This is a genomic window from Hydrogenophaga sp. OTU3427 (genome assembly GCF_038440225.1).
In the GTDB taxonomy this organism is placed as follows: Bacteria; Pseudomonadota; Gammaproteobacteria; order Burkholderiales; family Burkholderiaceae_C; genus Hydrogenophaga.
The window spans coordinates 37,307-57,390 of sequence record NZ_JASATI010000021.1 but is presented as its reverse complement, the minus strand read 5'-3'; the positions used below and the strand labels follow the sequence as shown (position 1 = coordinate 57,390).

The 20,084-nt window shown below is 68.4% G+C and carries 19 protein-coding genes; 10 read left to right on the top strand and 9 right to left on the bottom strand.

The annotated features are described in order from the left end of the window. Positions 1–11: 11 nt before the first annotated feature. Both AAHB17_RS13655 and AAHB17_RS13650 read right to left on the bottom strand, forming a co-directional pair. On the bottom strand, positions 12–1,400 hold the full coding sequence (locus tag AAHB17_RS13655; RefSeq protein WP_342131167.1) for an aminopeptidase P N-terminal domain-containing protein: 1,389 nt from the start codon (positions 1,398–1,400) through the stop codon (positions 12–14). Then, positions 1,397–2,137, bottom strand: a complete 741-nt coding sequence (locus tag AAHB17_RS13650; RefSeq protein WP_342131165.1) for a nucleotidyltransferase family protein — start codon at positions 2,135–2,137, stop codon at positions 1,397–1,399. The genes AAHB17_RS13655 and AAHB17_RS13650 overlap by 4 nt, the downstream gene beginning before the upstream one ends. A 186-nt stretch (positions 2,138–2,323) precedes the next feature. Between AAHB17_RS13650 and AAHB17_RS13645 the strand changes: the two genes are divergently transcribed. The 4 genes from AAHB17_RS13645 (at position 2,324) to gap (ending at position 6,548) form a co-directional block, all read left to right on the top strand. Beyond that, the gene (locus AAHB17_RS13645) at positions 2,324–2,617 is read left to right on the top strand and encodes a GYD domain-containing protein (RefSeq protein WP_342131163.1); all 294 of its coding nucleotides are present in this window, start codon (positions 2,324–2,326) and stop codon (positions 2,615–2,617) included. Between the two features lie 74 nt (positions 2,618–2,691). Further along, positions 2,692–3,351 carry a class I SAM-dependent methyltransferase gene (locus AAHB17_RS13640; protein WP_342131161.1) on the top strand — a complete coding sequence of 220 codons (660 nt, stop codon included), beginning with the start codon at positions 2,692–2,694 and terminating at the stop codon, positions 3,349–3,351. A 107-nt stretch (positions 3,352–3,458) separates the two neighbouring features. Further along, entirely contained in the window at positions 3,459–5,516 is a 2,058-nt protein-coding gene (tkt, locus tag AAHB17_RS13635; protein WP_342131159.1) for a transketolase, read from the top strand. Between the two features lie 33 nt (positions 5,517–5,549). Further along, positions 5,550–6,548, top strand: coding sequence for a type I glyceraldehyde-3-phosphate dehydrogenase (gene gap, locus AAHB17_RS13630; RefSeq protein ID WP_342131158.1), 999 nt, complete (start codon positions 5,550–5,552; stop codon positions 6,546–6,548). A 52-nt stretch (positions 6,549–6,600) separates the two neighbouring features. Here the strand turns inward: gap and AAHB17_RS13625 are convergent, their stop codons facing one another. From AAHB17_RS13625 to AAHB17_RS13610, 4 genes are all read right to left on the bottom strand, one after another. Next, complete coding sequence (locus AAHB17_RS13625) at positions 6,601–7,959, bottom strand: esterase-like activity of phytase family protein (RefSeq protein WP_342131157.1); 1,359 nt, start codon at positions 7,957–7,959, stop codon at positions 6,601–6,603. Between the two features lie 134 nt (positions 7,960–8,093). Then, complete coding sequence (locus AAHB17_RS13620; protein WP_342131156.1) at positions 8,094–8,792, bottom strand: SPOR domain-containing protein; 699 nt, start codon at positions 8,790–8,792, stop codon at positions 8,094–8,096. Continuing rightward, entirely contained in the window at positions 8,786–9,583 is a 798-nt protein-coding gene (locus AAHB17_RS13615) for a biotin--[acetyl-CoA-carboxylase] ligase (RefSeq protein WP_342131155.1), read from the bottom strand. The genes AAHB17_RS13620 and AAHB17_RS13615 overlap by 7 nt, the downstream gene beginning before the upstream one ends. A 13-nt stretch (positions 9,584–9,596) precedes the next feature. Further along, positions 9,597–10,085 carry an SET domain-containing protein gene (locus AAHB17_RS13610; protein ID WP_342131153.1) on the bottom strand — a complete coding sequence of 163 codons (489 nt, stop codon included), beginning with the start codon at positions 10,083–10,085 and terminating at the stop codon, positions 9,597–9,599. A 99-nt stretch (positions 10,086–10,184) separates the two neighbouring features. On the opposite strand from AAHB17_RS13610, the gene AAHB17_RS13605 reads away from it, so the two are divergent. After that, positions 10,185–13,118 carry a DNA topoisomerase III gene (locus tag AAHB17_RS13605; RefSeq protein WP_342131152.1) on the top strand — a complete coding sequence of 978 codons (2,934 nt, stop codon included), beginning with the start codon at positions 10,185–10,187 and terminating at the stop codon, positions 13,116–13,118. A 28-nt stretch (positions 13,119–13,146) separates the two neighbouring features. Here the strand turns inward: AAHB17_RS13605 and AAHB17_RS13600 are convergent, their stop codons facing one another. The 3 genes from AAHB17_RS13600 to AAHB17_RS13590 all read right to left on the bottom strand — a co-directional run bounded on the left by AAHB17_RS13600 (position 13,147) and on the right by AAHB17_RS13590 (position 15,930). Continuing rightward, the gene (locus tag AAHB17_RS13600; protein ID WP_342131199.1) at positions 13,147–14,526 is read right to left on the bottom strand and encodes a sensor histidine kinase; all 1,380 of its coding nucleotides are present in this window, start codon (positions 14,524–14,526) and stop codon (positions 13,147–13,149) included. 88 nt (positions 14,527–14,614) lie between these two features. Then, on the bottom strand, positions 14,615–15,289 hold the full coding sequence (locus AAHB17_RS13595) for a response regulator transcription factor (RefSeq protein WP_342131151.1): 675 nt from the start codon (positions 15,287–15,289) through the stop codon (positions 14,615–14,617). A gap of 149 nt (positions 15,290–15,438) precedes the next feature. Next, positions 15,439–15,930: a helix-turn-helix domain-containing protein gene (locus AAHB17_RS13590; protein WP_342131149.1), complete on the bottom strand. Its 492-nt coding sequence runs from the start codon at positions 15,928–15,930 to the stop codon at positions 15,439–15,441. Between the two features lie 140 nt (positions 15,931–16,070). Here AAHB17_RS13590 and recA point away from each other — a divergent pair, with 140 nt between their 5' ends. From recA to AAHB17_RS13565, 5 genes are all read left to right on the top strand, one after another. Continuing rightward, complete coding sequence (gene recA, locus AAHB17_RS13585; protein ID WP_342131148.1) at positions 16,071–17,141, top strand: recombinase RecA; 1,071 nt, start codon at positions 16,071–16,073, stop codon at positions 17,139–17,141. A 2-nt stretch (positions 17,142–17,143) separates the two neighbouring features. Further along, entirely contained in the window at positions 17,144–17,599 is a 456-nt protein-coding gene (gene recX, locus AAHB17_RS13580) for a recombination regulator RecX (RefSeq protein ID WP_342131147.1), read from the top strand. A 174-nt stretch (positions 17,600–17,773) separates the two neighbouring features. Beyond that, on the top strand, positions 17,774–18,739 hold the full coding sequence (locus AAHB17_RS13575; RefSeq protein ID WP_342131146.1) for a VOC family protein: 966 nt from the start codon (positions 17,774–17,776) through the stop codon (positions 18,737–18,739). Between the two features lie 59 nt (positions 18,740–18,798). Further along, positions 18,799–19,020, top strand: coding sequence for a recombinase-like helix-turn-helix domain-containing protein (locus AAHB17_RS13570; protein ID WP_342131198.1), 222 nt, complete (start codon positions 18,799–18,801; stop codon positions 19,018–19,020). A gap of 17 nt (positions 19,021–19,037) precedes the next feature. After that, on the top strand, positions 19,038–20,075 hold the full coding sequence (locus tag AAHB17_RS13565) for an aromatic ring-hydroxylating dioxygenase subunit alpha (protein WP_342131145.1): 1,038 nt from the start codon (positions 19,038–19,040) through the stop codon (positions 20,073–20,075). The last annotated feature ends 9 nt before the right edge of the window (positions 20,076–20,084 follow it).

The following is a 20,084-nucleotide window of genomic DNA, read 5'->3' as shown; positions in this document are numbered from 1 at the left end:
GCGCGGACGGCTCAGCCCCGCATCAGGCGCTCGATCTCGTCCGGGTGCACCGGCACGCCCCGGGTGATCAGCTCGCAGCCGGTGTCGGTCACGATGGCGTCGTCCTCGATGCGGATGCCGATGTTGTGGAAGGTCTCGGGCACGCCTTCGGCCGGGCGCACGTAGAGGCCGGGCTCGATGGTCAGCACCATGCCGGGGCGCAGGATGCGGCTGGGGCGGTTGGTGATGGTCTCGCCGCTCAGCGGGTCCTTGCGTTCGCTGACCTGGCCCACCTCGCCCGGCTCCACGTAGCTGCCGCAGTCGTGCACGTCCATGCCAAGCCAGTGGCCGGTGCGGTGCATGTAGAAGGGAAAGTAGGCGCGCCGCTCGATCACGTCGTCCAGGCCGCCGACCCGGTTTTTGTCGAGCAGCCCGACGTCGAGCATGCCCTGGGCCAGCACCTTGACGGTGGCCTCGTGGGGATCGGTGAAGCGAGCGCCCGCTTTCGTGGCCGCGATGGCCGCCTCTTGTGAGGCCAGCACCAGCTCGTAGAGCGTGCGCTGTGGGCCGCTGAAGCGGCCGTTGGCGGGGAAGGTGCGGGTGATGTCGGAGGCGTAGCCGTCGAGTTCGCAGCCGGCGTCGATCAGCACCAGCTCGCCGTCGCGCACGGGGGCGGCGTCGGCGCGGTAGTGCAGCACACAGGCGTTGGCGCCGGCGGCGACGATGCTGCCGTAGGCCGGGTATTGCGAGCCGTGCTGGCGGAATTCGTGCAGCAGCTCGGCGTCGAGGTGGTATTCGCGCACGTCCTGGCCGGCGCGCAGCATGGCGGCGCAGCGCTGCATGGCGCGGATGTGGGCGTCCGCGCTGATCTGGGAGGCGCGGCGCATCACGTCCTGCTCGTGGGCGTCCTTGACCAGGCGCATCTCGTCGAGCACACCACACAGGTCGCGCTGCTGCTCTGGGCAGATGGCGCCGAAACGCACGCGGGCCCGCACCCGCTCCAGCCAGCCGCCCACGCGGGCTTCCAGTCCGGCGTGGATGGCGAAGGGGAACCACACGGTGTCGCGGTTCTCGATCAGCTTGGGCAGCTGGGCGTCGAGCTCGCCGATGGCATGGGCGGCGCTCACGCCCAGGGCCGCCGGCGCGGCGTCGGGCCCGAGGCGGATGCCGTCCCAGATCTCGCGCTCCAGGTCCTTGGCCTGGCAGAACAGGGTGCTGCGGCCATCGCCGGTGATGACCAGGAAGGCGTTGGGTTCGGTGAAGCCGGTCAGGTAATAGAAGTAGCTGTCGTGCCGGTAGATGAAGTCGGTGTCGCGGTTGCGCGGCCGCTCCAGCGCGGTGGGGATCAGGGCGATGCCGTTGGGGCCGATGGCTTGTGCCACGCGGGCTCGGCGCTGGGCGTAGGGGGTGGTGTCGGTCATGGGTGGGCGACGGTGTTGAGTTGGGCCAGGCGCTCGGGCGTGCCCACATCGGTCCAGGGGCCGTGGTGCAATTCGGCGCTGATGCATCCATTGTCCATCGCCCGGCGCAGCAGTGGTGCCAGCGGGGCCTTCACGCCGGCCGGGTTGCCGCACGGGATGTCGCACCAGGGCGCTTTGAACAAGGCGCGGCGGTACAGCCCGATGGTGCTGTAGGTGAAGCGCTGGCCGTCGGGCCCGTCGCCGTTGAGGGCGCGCCCGTCCGGTGCCAGGCCGAAGTCGCCACGGGGGTTGTGCGCGGGGTTGGGCACCAGCCACAGGTGGGCCAGGGCGTCGCTGGCGCGAAAGCGCGCCAGGGCCTCGGGCGCAAACACGAAGTCGGGGGCGAACACGTCGCCGGCCACCACCCAGAACACCTCGGCAAGCTGCGGCAGTGCGCGGGCGATGCCGCCTGCCGTTTCCAACGCGCCGCCAAAGTCGCGCCCTTCGTGCGAGTAGCGCAGCCGGTCCCCGAATTCGGCCTCGATCTGCTCGCCCAGCCAGGCGGTGTTGGTCAGCACCTGGGTGATGTCGGCGCGGGCCAGCGCTTCGAGTGGCCAGGCCATCAGCGGCTGGCCCCGCACCCGCAGCAGCGGCTTGGGCGTGTGGTCGGTCAGGGGACGCATGCGCTCGCCCCGGCCGGCGGCGAGGATGAGGGCTTGCGCGGGTGGGGGGGTCTGGGGCGAGGGCGTTGTCTGCATGTTGCGGGCATTCTGTCATTTCCACCGGTTTGGTCCGCCCGGCGGGCATGGACGCGGCGGCACGGCCGGCGTAGGCTGGCGGGTTCGGCGCCCGACCCGCGCCGACGTGTGTCGACCAGTCTCCCGGGGCCAACGCTGGCCGTCCCGTGTCGTGTGCAAGGCCCCATCACCTTCCAGGAGATCACCGTGGTCACCTACATCGCACTCACGACTTTCACCGACCAGGGCCTGCGCAGCATCAAGGCCACCACCCAGCGCGCCGATGCCGTCAAGGAGGCCGCGGGCCGCTTCGGCGCCCGCATGACGCAGTTGTACTGGACCCAGGGCCAGTACGACCTGGTGGCCTTCATCGAGGCGCCGGACGACAGCTCGGCCACCGCTTTTTCGCTGGCCATCGCCTCGGCGGGCAATGTGCGCATGCAGACGATGCGCGCCTTCAACCGCGACGAAATGAACGCCATCCTGGCCAAGCTGGGCTGAGGCTTCGGCAGCCGCGCCGGGCCGCTTGGTCGCGCTGGTCCATCATTGGCCCAACGTCAGACAACAAGGTGACCATGCTGAAATTCCCGATGCTGTGGAGGAAGGGCCGCGAGATGCGGCGCGTCTTCAGCGACATCCATCGAACGCGGGGCTGGGGTGAGGGCGAGTCGGTCTCGGGGCCGGGCTCCACGCGGGAGCGGGCGGCCTCGTTCCTGCCGGAGTTGGTCGCCCTCGTCGGGTCCCTGGAGGTCCACACCCTGCTGGACGTGCCCTGCGGCGACTTCAACTGGGCCGGCCCGCTGGCCGACAGCGTGCCCCGCTACATCGGCGTGGACATCGTGCCCGGCCTGGTCGAGGCCAACCGCCGCCGCCACGCCGCGCCTTCCCGGCGATTCCTCTGCCGCGATCTCGTGACCCAGCGGCTGCCCCAGGCCGACCTCGTGCTCTGCCGGGACGCCCTGGTCCACCTCCGCCTCGAGGACATCGTCGCCGCGCTCGACAACCTGGGGCGCACGGGCGCCACCTACCTGCTCGCCACCACCTTCGTGGAGGAGCGGCCGAACGAGGACATCGACACGGGGGGCTGGCGCCCGCTCAACCTGCAGCGCCCGCCCTTCGGCTTCCCCGCGCCGCTGGCGCTCATCGACGAACGCTGTCACCACACGGGTGGCGTCTATGCCGACAAGCGCCTGGGGCTCTGGCGTTTCAGCGACCTGCCTCGGCGCGCGCGCTGAGGCACGCCAGGGCCCGCCCGGCGCCAGCCGGTAAAATTCCGGGTTTGCCCCAGGCCGCGCGTCTGCGCGCCGGTTTTTCGCCTGGGCCCATTCCACCCGAGGTTTTCATGACCGACACCGCCGTCGCTTCCCCTGTTTCCCCCCAGACCCTGGCCAACGCCATACGCGCCTTGGCCATGGACGCCGTGCAGCAGGCCAATTCGGGCCACCCCGGCGCGCCCATGGGCATGGCCGACATGGCGGTGGCCTTGTGGGGCCGCCACCTGCGGCACAACCCGACCAACCCGGCCTGGGCCAACCGCGACCGCTTCGTGCTGTCCAACGGCCACGGCTCCATGCTCATCTACGCGCTGCTGCACCTGAGCGGTTACAAGCTGCCGATCGACGAGCTGAAGAACTTCCGCCAGCTGCACAGCAAGACCGCCGGCCACCCCGAAGTCGGCATCACCCCCGGCGTGGAGACCACCACCGGTCCGCTGGGCCAGGGTGTCACCAACGCGGTGGGCATGGCCTTGGCCGAGAAGCTGCTGGCCGCCGAGTTCAACCGCGAAGGTCACGCCATCGTCGACCACCACACCTACGTGTTCCTGGGCGACGGCTGCCTGATGGAAGGCATCAGCCACGAAGCCTGCGCCCTGGCCGGTGCCTGGAAGCTCAACAAGCTGGTGGCCCTGTACGACGACAACGGCATCTCCATCGACGGCCAGGTCACGCCCTGGTTCATCGACAACACGCCGCAGCGTTTCGAGGCCTACGGCTGGAACGTGATCCGCGACGTCGACGGCCACGACACCGATGCGGTGGATGCCGCCATCCGCAGCGCCAAGGCCAGCACCGACAAACCCACCCTGATCTGCTGCAAGACCAGCATCGGCAAGGGCAGCCCCAACCGCGCCAACACCGCCAAGGCCCACGGCGAGCCGCTGGGCGCCGAGGAAATCAAGCTCACCCGCGAAGCGCTGGGCTGGACCCACGAGCCCTTTGTCATCCCCAAGCCGGTCTACGCCGCCTGGGATGCCAAGGCCCAGGGCAAGGCCTTTGAGGCCGCCTGGAATGAGCAGTTCGCCGCCTACAAGGCCGCTTTCCCCGAGCTGGCCAAGGAATTCGTGCGCCGCATGAAGGGCGACCTGCCCAAGTCGTTCGCACAGGTGGCGGTGGACGCCACCATCGGCGCCCACACCAAGGCCGAAACCGTGGCCAGCCGCAAGGCCAGCCAGATCGCGCTGGAAGCCTTCACCGCCGCCCTGCCCGAAATGCTGGGCGGCAGCGCCGACCTGACCGGCTCCAACCTGACCAACACCAAGGCCACGCCCAGCCTGCGTTTTGATGCGGCCGGTGCGGTCGTGAAAAACGAAGCCGGCCAGGGTGGCCGCCACATCAACTACGGCGTGCGCGAATTCGGCATGGCCGCCATCATGAACGGCGTCGCGCTGCATGGGGGCTTCATCCCCTACGCCGGCACCTTCCTGACCTTCAGCGACTACTCGCGCAACGCCATCCGCATGGCCGCGCTGATGAAGCAGCGTGTCATCCATGTCTTCACCCACGACTCCATCGGCCTGGGCGAAGACGGTCCCACGCACCAGTCCATCGAACACGCGGCCAGCCTGCGCCTGATCCCCAACCTCGACGTCTGGCGCCCCGCCGACACCGCCGAGACCGCCGTGGCCTGGGCCGTGGCGCTGGAAAACCGCAGCCGGCCCACCGCCCTGCTGCTGAGCCGCCAGAACCTGCCCTACGCGCCCAAACACGAGCTGGGCGACATCAGCCGTGGCGCCTACGTGCTGGCCGAGCCCGCCGAAGTGGGCCTGAAGAAGAAGGCCCAGGCCGTCATCATCGCCACCGGCTCCGAAGTGCAGCTCGCGCTCAAGGCGCAGGAACAGCTGGCCAAGTCGCACAAAATCGCCGTGCGTGTGGTCTCCATGCCCAGCACCACCACCTTCGACCGCCAGACCGCCGACTACAAGGCGTCGGTGCTGCCGGCCGGCCTGCCCCGCATCGCGGTGGAAATGGGCTCGACCGACGGCTGGTGGAAATACGGCGTGGCCGCCGTGGTCGGCATCGACACCTACGGCGAATCCGCCCCCGCGCCGGTGCTGTTCAAGCACTTCGGCTTCACCCCAGACAACGTGACCGACACCGTGCGCAAGGTGCTGGCCAAGTAAGGCTTTCCGTTTCAACCTCCAGGAGTACTCGACATGACCATCAAGATCGGCATCAACGGCTTCGGCCGCATCGGGCGCAACGTGCTGCGCAGCGCACTGCAGAACTTCGCTGACATCGAAGTTGTGGGCATCAACGACCTGCTGGAGCCGGACTACCTGGCCTACATGCTGCAGTACGACTCGGTGCACGGCCGCTTCAAGGGCACCGTGTCGGTCGAGGGCAACACCCTGATCGTCAACGGCAAGAAGATCCGCCTGACGCAGGAGCGCGATCCCGCCAACCTGAAGTGGAACGAGGTCGGCGCCGACGTCGTGATCGAATCCACCGGCCTGTTCCTGGACAAGGCCACGGCCCAGAAGCACCTGGACGCAGGCGCCAAGAAGGTCATCCTGTCTGCGCCTTCCAAGGACGACACCCCGATGTTCGTCTACGGCGTCAACCACGCCACCTACAAGGGCGAGGCCATCATCTCCAACGCGAGCTGCACCACCAACTGCCTGGCCCCGCTGGCCAAGGTGCTGCACGACAAGTGGGGCATCAAGCGCGGCCTGATGACCACCGTGCACGCCGCCACCGCCACGCAGAAGACCGTGGACGGCCCCAGCAACAAGGACTGGCGCGGCGGCCGTGGCATCCTGGAGAACATCATCCCCAGCAGCACCGGCGCGGCCAAGGCCGTGGGCGTGGTGATCCCCTCGCTGAACAAGAAGCTGACCGGCATGAGCTTCCGCGTGCCGACCAGCGACGTGTCGGTGGTGGACCTGACGGTGGAGCTGGAGAAATCGGCCAGCTACGACGAGATCAAGGCCGAGATGAAGGCGCAGAGCGAAGGGGCCCTGAAGGGCATCCTGGGCTACACCGAGGACAAGGTGGTGGCCACCGACTTCCGTGGCGACACCCGCACCAGCATCTTTGACGCCGACGCCGGCATCGCGCTGGACGGCACCTTCGTCAAGCTGGTGAGCTGGTACGACAACGAGTGGGGCTACTCCAACAAGTGCCTGGAGATGGTGCGCGTGGTCAGCCAGTAAGCGGGCCTTCGCCCCACACGCCAACGGCGCCCCTCGGGGCGCCGTTGTTGTTTCAGCGGGCGTTCAGGAGGTCGCCCACTTCCAGCAGCACCAGCTCGTTGTCGTCGGCCCGGTTGGGTTCGCGGCTGCTGGAGTAGGGCAGGTTGTTGTCGTTGCCGACCACGATGTGCCGGGCGTCGACGCGGTCCACGTTCTCGATGGTGAAGAACGGGAACTGCAGCACGCCCTCGGTCAGCGGCTTGCGGGCCAGCCCTTGCGGGTCCTGGATGTTGAGCAGGTCGATGTGGCCGATCTTGCGCACGGCGCCACCCACGTGGGCTTCGCCCATCTCGATCTTGTAGACGCGCTTGAAGCGCGGCAGGTCGTGGAAGCAGTTGTCGCGCTGCTGGCCTGTGGTGCAGGCCTTGTCGGGCGTGCCCTCGCCGTTGTCGCGTTCGATGACCAGGGCCGTGCTGTCGTCCAGCATGTTGAAGTCGCCGATGGCGTGGTGTTTGGCCTCCAGCACGTATTTCCAGTGGCGGCCGGTCCAGCGGCCAGCCTTCACGTCGAACTCCAGCACGCGCAGGTAGGGCTGGCCGTCCAGTTGTTCGAGCGCCTGGCCGGCCTCATCCCACAGGGCGCCTTCCAGCAGCGGGTAGAGCTTGCTGCCGTCGGGCGACGCGGCCATGCCCTCAAAGCCCTTGGAGCGCGCGACCTGGAATTTGACCTCGCCGCCCGGCACGCCGGGCGTGCGCACCGCCGGGTGGTCCGGTGAACGCACCACCTTGCCGTCCACCTGGGTCTCGTGGACCGCCAGCACGCGGCCCTTCATGTCGGCCTGGATCAGGTAGGGGCCGAACTCGTCGCCTATCCACAGCGAGCCACCGGCGAACTGGAAGCTTTCGGTGTCGAAGTCGGCACCGGTCAGGAAGCGGTCCTTCGTGCCCTCGTGGACGATGCGGAAGGGGACCTTCTTGTCGGGATCGTGCAGGAAGACCGTGCCCAGGCGCTTGAACTGGCCGCTCTTGAAGTCCACCCGGTAGTGGTTGAGGAAGAGCATGAAGTCGGGTGAATTGGCCTTGTTGCCCGCGCCGTTGTCGGTCAGCAGCCAGTAGCTGCCGTCGGCCATGTGTTTGATGCCCGAATGGCCCTGGACGGGTTGGCCCTGGAAGGGCAGCGAGACGCCGGTGGGGCGCCCGGCCGAACGGCCCTCGACGCTGGCCAGCGTGTCCACCCGCGCCGGCAGGGTGAACTTGCCGCTGGTCCGCAGGTCCTGTGGGGCCGACGCCGGCGCGGCGATGAAGGTCTTGGCCGGCAGCACGGCATGGCCGGCCAGCGTGGCCGGGTAGGCCTGGTCGGCGCGCAGCGGGGCGTGGGCCAGCAGCGCGCTGGCCAGCGCGATCGGGGTGAAGGCAAGGGATGTGAAGCGCACCGTGGGTTCCTCGTTCAAGACAGGGATGCCGTGCGCATCCCCTGTGGGTGAACGGCCATGGTGGCGCGCGGTTTTGACGCGGTGACGGCGGTGTTGTGACTGCGGTGTGTCAGCGGGCCGGAGGCCGCCGTGGCTCAGGTGCCGCAGGCCACCAGCGTCTTGCCCGCCAGCGGGGCGCCCAGGCCTTCCACGGCGCCACGCTCGGCGGCCGTGAGCGCCGGCAGGCGCAGCGTGACGCTGCGCTGCTCCTCGCGTTCCTTGGTGACCTTGGCGGAGCGCACGCCGGCACGGCCCAGGTCCTGCAGGGCGGTCTGGGCGGCCGCCTCGGTGGAGTAGGTGCCCAGCGCCAGGCCGGGCTGCAGGGCCGGGACGTTCACCTCGCGGAAATCGACGCGCAGGCTGCGCAGCTCGGTCTTCTTGCGGTTCAGCAGGTCGGCGCTGGGAAACTTGCCGATGTAGACGATCCAGCGTTCGGGCAGCACCGCTTCGTCGCGGCTCCAGCGGCTGGCGTCGAGGCCGGCGCCGTTCAAGGCGGCCTGCAGGGCGTCGGATTGTGCCGCGCTCAGGCCGGTGACCTGCTGGCAGCTGGTGGGCCCTGCCACCGCCGCGGGCGCCGCCTCGGGCGTGTCGGGCCTGGCCGGCGCCGGCGTCTCCGCGGGCGCACCGCCCTTGGGCGCGATCACCTGCAACTGGTCGGCCGCCACCTGCTGCCGCAGCCGGTCGGGTTCGCGCTGCTCCACCGGGCCCCAGCCCAGGGGCCGCAGGTGGCCCTGGCTCCAGGCGAAGTAGCCGGCGTTGGCCAACAGCAGGAGCAGCGCGAACAGCCTCAGCACGGGCGCACGCTCACTTCGGCGCTGCTGACGTCGCGCATGCCTTGCGTCGTCAGCACGCGCAGGCAGCCGTCGGTGCCGACGCCGCAGGCCGTGCCTTCGAGGCCGTCTGAGGTGCGCACGGCCTGGTCCAGCAAGGCGTCGCGCTGCGAAAAACGCTGGGCGAAGGCCTCGAAGCCCAGGGCTTCAAAAGCCTGCAGGTCGCGCACCAGCGCCGGCAGCACGCGCAGCAGCAGGGCGCCGGCCTCCAGGCCGGGCAGGCATTCGCGCAGGCCGGCGGGGGGCAGGGCGGGCATCTCGGTGGCGGGCATCTCGGGCAGCGCGGGGGTGGCCAGATTCAGGCCCACGCCGACCACCGCGCAGCGCCCGGCACCCTGGTTGGCGCCCGGGTTGGCGGTTTCCACCAGGATGCCGCCCAGCTTGCGGCCGGCCCACCACAGGTCGTTGGGCCATTTCAGGCGCACCTCGGGGTGCAGGCTGTCGGCCAGGCTCACGCCCACCGCCAGCGACAGGCCGCTCCAGTTGGCCGGTGTCAGTGGCAGGCCCAGCGAGAAGGTGAGCGAGTCGCCCGGTGCGCTGACCCAGGCCTTGCCACGGCGCCCCCGGCCCGCCGTCTGCGCCAGCGCCACCAGCAGCGTGGGGGCCAGCACATCGGTGCGGGCGCGGCGCATGAGTTCGGTGTTGGTGGAGTCGATCTCGGCCAGCACCTCGACCGAAAAGCCCGGCAGGCCGGGTGCCACGGCCTCCCACACGCGTTCGGCGTGGTGGTTGAGCGAGGCGTGCAACGGGTTCATCGCGTGACCGCGCTCAGCGCTTTTTGCCCTTGGGGGTCAGCAGCGTGCCGCGGCAGTTGGCGCTGCCACACCAGCAGGGGTAGTTGGCCTTGAGTTTCTTGGTGTAGGGCTCGTCGATCACCAGGCCGTAGTCGTAGAACAGCTCGGCGCCGGCGGGGATGTTGCGCAGCGCGCGGATGAAGACGCGGCCACCTTCCTCGTCGGCCACGCAGTTGGGGTCGCAGCTGTGGTTGATCCAGCGCGAGGAGTTGCCGCCGTACTTGGCGTCGATCACCCGGTCCTCGTCGATGTGGAAGTAGAAGGTGTGGTGGGGGTCCTTGGGATCGTGCGGGTGGCGCTCCAGCGCTTCGTCCCAGCTGATGATCTCGCCGGTGTACTCGATCAGCGTTTCGCCCTCGGCCAGATCGACCAGGGCATAGACCCCTTTGCCGTGCACGCCGGAGCGGCGCGTCTGGATGCGCTGACGTGGGGGGGTGGACTTTGCGGCGGGTGTTTTGGGCACGGCAAAATTTTTTGGTAAGGTCAATTCATGCACGTGTGCGCACGTGCGAGCGCGTGTGTGCGCTCGCGTGTACGCGCGTGAGAAGAATGGATTGTAGAGATGAAAACCTTGGTGATTGCCGAGAAGCCGTCGGTGGCGCAGGACATCGTGCGGGCGCTGACGCCCACCGCCGGCAAGTTTGAGAAACACGACGACCACTTCGAGAACGAGCACTACGTGGTCAGCTCCGCCGTGGGCCACCTGGTGGAGATCGCCGCGCCCGAGGCCTACGACGTCAAGCGCGGCAAGTGGAGCTTTGCCCACCTGCCAGTGATTCCGCCGCACTTCGACCTCAAGCCCATCGACAAGACGAAGTCGCGCCTGGCCGCGGTGGTCAAGCTGGCCAAGCGCAAGGACGTGGGTGCGCTGGTGAACGCCTGCGACGCGGGGCGCGAGGGAGAACTGATCTTCCGCCTGATCGAGCAGTACGCCGGCGGCGCCAAGCCGCTGGGCAAACCCGTGACGCGCCTGTGGCTGCAGTCCATGACGCCGGCCGCCATCCGCGACGGTTTTGCCTCGTTGCGCAGCGACGCCCAGATGCGCCCGCTGGCCGACGCCGCCCGCAGCCGCTCCGAGGCCGACTGGCTGGTGGGCATCAACGGCACACGCGCGCTGACCGCCTTCAACTCGCGCGACGGCGGCTTCTTCCTGACCACCGTGGGCCGGGTGCAGACGCCCACGCTGGCGGTGGTGGTGGAGCGCGAGGAAAAAATCCGTGCCCACCGCGCCCGCGACTACTGGGAAATCCACGCCGCTTTCGCGGCCCAGGCCGGCGAGTACCCGGCCAAGTGGTTCGACGCCGACTGGAAAAAGCCCACCGGTGACAACGCCGATCCGGAAGCCCGCGCCGACCGCCTGTGGGACGAGCGCAGCGCGCAAGCCATCGTTGACGCGGTGCGTGGCCAGCCCGCCACCGTCGGCGAGGAAAGCAAGCCCACCACACAGGCCAGCGGCCTGCTGTACGACCTGACCAGCCTGCAGCGCGAGGCCAACGGCCGCTTCGGCTTCTCGGCCAAGACCACGCTGCAGCTGGCACAAAGCCTGTACGAGCGCCACAAGGCCCTGACCTACCCACGTACCGATTCGCGCGCCCTGCCCGAGGACTACCTGCCCACGGTCAAGCAGACCTTCGAGATGCTGGCCGGCAGCGGCATGAAGCACCTGGCGCCCCACGCCAAGCTCGCCATCGACAATGGCTACGTGAAGCCGACCAAGCGCGTGTTCGACAACGCCAAGGTCAGCGACCACTTCGCCATCATCCCCACGCTGCAGGCGCCACTCGGTCTGAGCGAGGCCGAACAGAAGCTCTACGACCTGGTGGTGCGCCGCTTCCTGGCGGTGTTTTTCCCGAGCGCCGAATTCCAGGTCACGACCCGCATCACCACGGTGGCGGCGCAAGGCGCCCAGCTCCGCTTCAAGACAGAAGGCAAGGTGCTCGTGAAGCCGGGCTGGATGGCCGTCTACGGCAAGGAAGCGGCCGACGAGGTGGAAGGCGCCAAGGACGGCGAGAAGGGCCAGAACCTGATCGCCGTGGCGGTGGGCGAGGTGGTGCGCAACACGGCCGTGGAGGCCAAGGGCCTCAAGACCAAGCCGCCGGCCCGCTACAACGAAGCCACGCTGCTGGGCGCCATGGAAGGCGCGGGCAAGCTGGTCGACGACGACGAGCTGCGCGAGGCCATGCAGGAGAAAGGCCTGGGCACGCCGGCCACGCGGGCGGCCATCATCGAAGGCCTGCTCAACGAGAAGTACATGCTGCGCGATGGCCGCGATCTCGTGCCCACGGCCAAGGCCTTCCAGCTCATGACCCTGCTGCGCGGCCTGGGCGTGGAGGAACTCTCCAAGCCCGAACTGACCGGCGAGTGGGAGTACAAGCTGTCGCAGATGGAGCACGGCAAGCTCAGCCGCGAGGCCTTCATGCGCGAGATCGCGGCGATGACCGAGCACATCGTCAAGAAGGCCAAGGAATACGACCGCGACACCGTGCCTGGCGACTACGCCACCCTGGCCACGCCCTGCCCCAACTGCGGTGGCGTGGTCAAGGAAAACTACCGCCGCTACGGCTGCACCGGCGCCGACGGCAAGTCGGATGGCTGCGGTTTTTCCTTCGGCAAGTCGCCCGGCGGGCGCACTTTCGAGGTGGCCGAGGCCGAGACCTTCCTGCGCGACAAACAGATCGGCCCGCTGGAGGGCTTCCGCTCCAAGGCCGGCTGGCCCTTCACGGCCGAGATGAAGCTGGTCTTCAGCGACGAGGACAAGAACTGGAAGCTGGAGTTCGACTTCGGTGACGACAAGAACGCGGAGGAGACCGGCGAGCTGGTGGACTTCGGCGACCTGCCCTCGCTGGGGGCGTGCCCCAAGTGTGGCGCGCCGGTGCGCGAGCACGGCAGCAACTACGTTTGCGAAAAAGCCGTGCCCACCGCGGCCCAGCCCACGCCCAGCTGCGACTTCAAGAGCGGCAAGATCATCCTGCAGCAGCCGGTGGACGCCACGCAGATCACCAAGCTGCTGGCCACGGGCAAGACCGATCTGCTGGACAAGTTCGTCTCCAACCGCACGCGGCGCAGCTTCAAGGCCTTCCTGAGCTGGAGCCCTGAAGAGGGCAAGGTGCTGTTCGAGTTCGAGCCGCGCGCCTCCAAGTTCCCGCCGCGCAAGACGGCCGGCGCCCCAGCCCGCGCGCCCGCGGCGGCCAAGAAGGCGCCGGCGGCGAAAAAGGCCGCTGCCGCCAAGAAGGCGGCCACCCCCAAGGCACCGCGCAAGACCGCCAGCAGCGGCGGCGCCACGCCCAGCGCCGAGCTGGCCGCGGTGATCGGTGCCGAACCGGTGGCACGCCCGCAGGTGGTCAAGAAGCTGTGGGACTACATCAAGGCCAACGGCCTGCAGGACGCCACCAACAAGCGCGCCATCAATGCCGACGCCAAGCTGCTGGCGGTGTTCGGCAAGCCGCAGGTCACCATGTTCGAGCTGGCCGGCATCGTCGGCAAACATCTGAGCTGACCCGCCTGGCCCCCCTGGGGCCGGGTCGCTACTCGCCGGCCTCGTCGCGGTGCGCGGTGAACTGCACCGACACCCGCAGGCCCTTGTCGGGGCGGTGCGGGAAGCTGTCTTCCATGCGCAGCGTGGCGCCGTGCTGCTGGGCGATCTCGTGCACGATGGCCAGGCCCAGGCCCGAGCCTTCGACGTTGGTGCCGAGCGCCCGGTAGAAGGGCTGGACCACGAACTCGCGCTCGTTCTCGGGCACGCCCGGGCCGTTGTCCTCGACCTGCACCACCAGCACGCCGCTGAAGCGGTCGAGCAGCACGCGCGCCGTCACCACGCCGCCCGAGGGCGTGTAGTTGAGGGCGTTGTCCACCAGGTTGCGCACCAGCTCCTGCAGCAGCGTGGGGTTGCCCTGGATCACACATTCCTGGGGCACCACCTCGGGGCCCTCGTAGCCGAGGTCGATGCGTTTGTCGAAGGCGCGCGGGACCGAGTCCTGCACCACGCTGGTGACCAGCCGCGCCAGGTCGACCGGTGTCGTGGGCAGCGTGCGGCCGGTGGTTTCGGCGCGCGCCAGCGCCAGCAACTGGTTGACGGTATGGGTGGCACGCACGCTGGCGCCCGAGATCTGCTGCAAGGAGCTGCGCACGCCGGCGGGGTCGGTTTCGCGCAAGGCCAGGTCGGCCTGCATGCGCAGCCCGGCCAGCGGGGTCTTGAGCTGGTGGGCGGCGTCGGCCAGGAAGCGGCGCTGGGTGGTGAGCGAGGTCTTCAGGCGCGTCAGCAGGTCGTTGATGGAGGCCACCAGCGGCGCCACCTCCTGCGGCACGAAGGACACCTCGATGGGGCTCAGGTCGTCGGGCTTGCGGGCGCGGATGCGGCGCTCCAGCTCGTTGAGCGGGCGGATGCCACGCACCAGGGCCAGCCACACCAGCAGCACCGCCAGCGGCAGGATGACGAACTGCGGCACCATCACGCCTTTGATGATCTCGGTGGCGAGGGTGGAGCGTTTGCCCAGGGTTTCGGCCACCTGCATGAGCACCAGCTCGCGCTTGGGGCCGTGTTCTATCCAGGTGTAGGCCACCCGCACCTCGTCGCCGCGCACCGTGTCGCTGCGCAGGCGCACCTGGCCGGCGGCCGGCGTTTCGTCCTCGCCCGGTGTCGGAAAGTCGGGTTCGCCGCTGACCAGGTCGCCCCGGGCATTGCGCACCTGGTAGTACATCAGGTCGGTGTCGTCGGCGCGCAGCAGTTCCCGCGCCTGGCGGTTCAGGATGAACTGCACCTTGGCGCCGTCGGTGACGACAAACTGGCTCAGCGCCTGCAGGTTGAACTCGAGCGCGCGGTCGAAGGGCTTGTTGGCGATGCCCTGGGCGACCAGCCAGGTCAGGGCCAGCGACAGCGGCCACAGCAGCAGCAAGGGCGTGAGCATCCAGTCCAGGATCTCGCCGAACAGGCTGCGCTGCTCGGGCTGGAACAGCCCGAAGGAGAAGGAGCCGCTGCCCTCCTTGTGCGCGTGTTCAGCCGGGAATTTTTTCAAGGCAGTAGCCCAGCCCGCGAACCGTGGCGATGCGGATCGGGCCCTTCTCGATCTTCTTGCGCAGCCGGTGGATGTAGACCTCGATGGCGTTGTTGCTCACCTCTTCGCCCCATTCGCACAGACGCTCGACGAGCTGGTCCTTGCTGACCAGGCGGCCGGCGCGTTGCAGCAGCACCTCCAGCAGGCCCAGTTCGCGCGCCGACAACTCCACCATCTTGCCGTCGATGGTGGCCACGCGGCCCGCCTGGTCGTAGACCAGCGGGCCGTGTTTGATGGTGGCGCTGGCGCCGCCCATGCCGCGGCGCGTGAGCGCGCGCACGCGCGCCTCCAGCTCCTGCAGGGCGAAGGGCTTGGCCATGTAGTCGTCGGCGCCGTAGTCCAGGCCTTTGACACGTTCTTCCACGCTGTCGGCGGCGGTGAGGATGAGCACCGGCAGGGCCGAGCCGCGCGCGCGCAGGCGCTTGAGCACGTCCAGGCCGTGCATGCGCGGCAGGCCCAGGTCGAGGATCAGCAGATCGAATTCGTGGTTGGTCATCAGCGCGGCGTCGGCCTCGGTGCCGCTGGCCACGTGGTCCACCGCGGCGCCGGCCGCACGCAAGGTGCGCAACAGCCCGTCGGCAAGCACCTGGTCGTCTTCGGCTATCAGGATGCGCATCGTTGTCTCCTCGCTGGGGTTTTCATTCTAGGGTCTGGACCCTGACACAGGCTGACGACATGCCGCGCGCGGGGCACTCGCGACGCAGGCAACGGTCGCCCCGGGGGGATCCGGCCACGCGCAGCGGGCAAGCGGCGGGGTGGGTTGTTTCAGCCCAGGGCATAGGCCTCCAGCCCCAGCGCCACCACGGTGGCGACGTCCTGGCCCACCAGGGCGCGGAACTCGGTTTCGGCCCGGGCCACGGCCAGGCGGAAGGCCTCCAGCCAGAGCAGACCGGTGGGCGTGAAAACGATGCGACGCGCGCGCGCGTCCAGCGGGTCGGGCTCGCGCCGCACCAGGTCCCAGGCCACACACTGGTCCACCAGGTCGCCCATGGCCTGTTTGCTCATGCCGGCGCTGGCCGCCAGCTCGGTCAGGCGCGAGCCGCTCAGGCCCAGGTGGCGGGTGATGTGGATGTGCGCCGCGCCCACCTGCCCGCGCGCGGCCAGGTTGGACAGCGCCAGCGGCACCTCGGCATCGTGGGTCATCAGCTCCAGCACCCGCTCGTCGAAGCGGCGCAGCGCGTGGCCCATCAGGCGACCCAGGTGGGTCTGGCGCCAGCGGTCGTCCAGGGCGGCGGCGGGAGCTGTGTTTTCAACCATGGCAAATGGTAATGCAAACTGACTAAAAACAGTGTTTATTTGAATGTATTCGCCGCTAAACTTCGCTTCAACGCAGCGCTGAACCGGCACTGAATACTGGTAAAAAGTTCAAATTGCTCTACATTAAAGAAGGAAAAGTCATGGATGCACCGGCCAAAGCCCTCAACACCGAAAAAGCCAAGGCCTTGCAGGCCGCGTTGGCGCAGATCGAGAAGCAGTTCGGCAAGGGCACGATCATGCGGCTCGGCGAGGGCGAGAAGATCGAGGACATCCAGGTCGTTTCCACCGGCTCGCTGGGGCTGGACATCGCGCTGGGCGTGGGTGGCCTGCCGCGTGGCCGGGTGATCGAGATCTACGGTCCGGAATCCTCGGGCAAGACCACGCTGACGCTGCAGGTGATCGCCGAGATGCAGCGACTGGCCGGCACCTGCGCCTTTGTCGATGCCGAACACGCGCTGGACGTGCAGTACGCCCAGAAGCTCGGCGTGAACCTGCAGGACCTGCTGATCAGCCAGCCCGACACCGGCGAGCAGGCGCTGGAGATCGTCGATTCGCTGGTGCGCTCCGGCGCGGTCGACCTGATCGTGGTCGACTCGGTGGCCGCGCTCACGCCCAAGGCCGAAATCGAAGGCGACATGGGCGACAGCCTGCCCGGCCTGCAGGCCCGCCTGATGAGCCAGGCGCTGCGCAAGCTGACCGCCACCATCAAGAAGACCAACTGCATGGTCATCTTCATCAACCAGATCCGCATGAAGATCGGTGTCATGTTCGGCAGCCCGGAGACCACCACCGGTGGCAACGCGCTCAAGTTCTACGCCTCGGTGCGCCTGGACATCCGCCGCACCGGCACCATCAAGAAGGGCGACGAGGCCATTGGCAACGAAACCAAGGTCAAGGTGGTCAAGAACAAGGTATCGCCCCCGTTCAAGACCGCCGAGTTCGACATCCTGTTCGGCGAGGGCATCAGCCGCGAGGGCGAGATCATCGACATGGGCGTGAACAACAAGATCATCGACAAGTCGGGCGCCTGGTACGCCTACCAGGGCGAGAAGATCGGCCAGGGCCGCGACAACGCGCGCGAATTCCTGCGCGAGAACCCCGCGCTGCGCCACGAGATCGAGAACAAGGTGCGCGAGGCCGTGGGCGTGCCCCTGCTGCCGGCCTTTGACCCGGCCAGCGTGCCCGTGGCCGAGGTCGAAGACGCCGAATAAACATGGCTTTTGATGCGCCCTCGCTCAAGGGCAGGGCCCTGCGCCTGCTCAGCGCCCGGGAGCACTCCCGGGCCGAGCTGCAGCGGCGCCTGCAGCCCCACGAAACCACCCCGGGAGAGCTGGCCGCCGCGCTCGACGAGTTGCAGGCCAAGGGCTTCCTCAACGAGGAGCGGGTGGTGCAAAGCGTGCTGCACCGCCGCGCCGACAAGCTGGGCACCCAGCGCGTGAGGGCCGAGTTGCAGGCCAAGGGCCTGCCGCCAGAGCTGGTGGCCGAAGCGGTCGACGGCCTGTTGCAGTCCGAGCCGGCCCGGGCGCTGGCGGTCTGGCGGCGCAAGTTCGGCGAGCCCGCGACCGATCCCCGCGAACGGGCGAAACAGATGCGTTTCCTGGCCGCGCGCGGCTTTTCTGCCGATGCCATCCGCCGCGTGGTGCAGGGGGGCGGCGACGCCGACGACTGACAGGCGTCGAGCAGCACACGCCCAGTCCGGCGCAAACCCGACCAAAAACCAGGGTTAACCCTTTGCCACAGCCCGAAGCTCGCTCCTATAATTTGCCATCGTTTCAATAAAGAAACTTTGTTTTATAGATGAATTAGTCGACAAGACAGGCTTCATCTCACAAAAGGACGGGCCATGAGCGTAGAAGGTATCGACGAAGTCACCTTTGGTGCCAACGATCTGGAGGCGTGCGAGCGCTTCTTTGGCGACTGGGGTCTGGCGCAGGTCAGCGTGTCTCCCCAAGAGCTGGTGTGCGAGTCGCTCAACGGCTGCCGTGTCATCGCGGCCCGAGCCGACAAGCCCGGCCTGCCGGCCGGCATCGAGGCCGATCCCACCCTGCGTGAAGTGGTGTGGGGTGTCGAGTCCCGCGCCGACCTGGACGCCATCCGTGAAAAATTCCGCCAGCAGCCGGGTTTCGTCGATGGTGCCGAGCGCATCGGCTGCACCGATCCCAACGGCCTGGCCGTGCGTGTGCAGGTCAGCCGCAAGCGCCCGGTGTCGCTGGACGCCGGCCGGACCAACACCTGGACCGAACGCCCCCGCATCAACCAGCCGGCGCCCGCCTACGACCGCGCCACGCCGGTGGAGGTGGGCCACGTGGTGTTCTTCGTGAAGGACCTGGCCGCCACCACGGCCTTCTATGAGCAGTGCCTGGGGTTCGTGGTGTCCGACCGCTACCCCAACCGTGGCCACTTCATGCGCTGCGCGCCGCGCGGCGGCCACCACGACCTGTTCCTGCTGGAGACGCCCGACAAGCGCGTGGGCCTCAACCACGTGGCGTTCACCGTGCGCGACCTGCACGAGGTCATCGGCGGTGGCCTCAACATGTCGCGCCAGGGCTGGCACACCGAACTCGGCCCGGGCCGCCACCCCATCTCGTCGGCCATGTTCTGGTACTACGAAAGCCCGGCCGGTGCGCTGTGGGAGTACTACACCGACGAAGACGAGCTGACCGCCGACTGGCAGCCGCGCGAATTCACCCCTGGCCCGACCGTGTTCGCCGAATGGGCCATCAAGGGGGGCATCGACGGCCACACCCGCCGCCAGAAGAACGCCGAAGCGCCGAGCGGCAAGTTCATGACCGACAAACCCAAGGCCTGAAGCGCGCTGCCGCCGGCCACCCGATCTACGCCCCCACCTTTGTCCAGGAGACGCCTGTGTTGAACCGAACCCTCTACAACGAGACCCACCAGAACCGCACGGCGCCGTCCACGGCCTACGAAGGCCTGCTGGGCGACAGCATCGAGCGCGCCTTCGCCCAGGGCATCCATGACCTGGACGGCCTGGTGGCCTACCTGAACGACGCCGGCCCGGCAGGCCCCAACGGCCAGCCCTGGACCACCGAGATCTACCTCAAAGAAATGGCCCGCCTGGGCGCCTGAAGCACAAGGAGCACGCCATGAACACCGCCACCGTCAACGTCATGCTGGACCCGGTCGACCACGCACTGGAAGTGGGCCTCAAGGACCTCTGGTACCCCGTGTGCCCGTCGAACTTCCTCAAGGAAAGCCCGATCTCGCTGCGCCGCCTGGGCTACAAGATCGCGCTCTGGCGCGACCAAGCGGGCCAGGTGCACGCGCTCGAGGACCGCTGTCCGCACCGCGGCGCGCCGCTGTCGCTGGGCGTGATCCTGGGCGACCGCATCGCCTGCCCCTACCACGGGGTCGAGGTGCGCACCGATGGCGTGGTCACCCGCGTGCCCGGCAGCCCAGGCTGCAAGCTCGAAGGTTCGCAGCCCACGCGCCGCTTCCACGTGGCCGAGGCCGCCGGCGCCATCTTCCTCTACAACGCGACCGACGCCCACCTGGCCGAGGCGCCGCCGCTGCGACTGCCGGAACAGCTCACCTCGCCCGAGTGGTCCAACTTCCTGTGCTACGTGGAGTGGTCGGGCGACTACCGCTATGTGATCGACAACGTGATGGACCCCATGCACGGCGTGTTCCTGCACAAGCAGTCGCACACCATGGCCGAGGGCGAGAACACCGCCGAATTCCAGATCCGCGACGTGCCCAACGGCTTCATCTTCGAGAAGAAGGGCCAGCGCGACGTCAACTTCGACTGGACCGAGTGGACCGACACCGGCATCCACACCATGCGCCTGGAGATCCCCTATCCCAAGACCGGCGGTCCCGGTGGCAACTTCACCATCATTGGCGCCGTCTCACCGGCCGAGAAAAACGTCACCGCCGTGTTCTTCTGGCGCTGCCGCAAGGTGCAGGGCTGGCAGCGCGACACCTGGCGTTTCCTCTACAAGGACCGCCTGGAGAAGCGCCACTGGGACGTGCTGGAGCAAGACCGCATCGCCATGGAAGCCATGGAGCCCGACGCCAACCAGCACGAGCACCTGTACGCGCACGACATGGGCATCGTGCGCCTGCGCCGCCACATGAAGAAGCTGGCGCAGCAACAGATCGAACGCCAGACCGCCACCGCCTGACCCACAGAG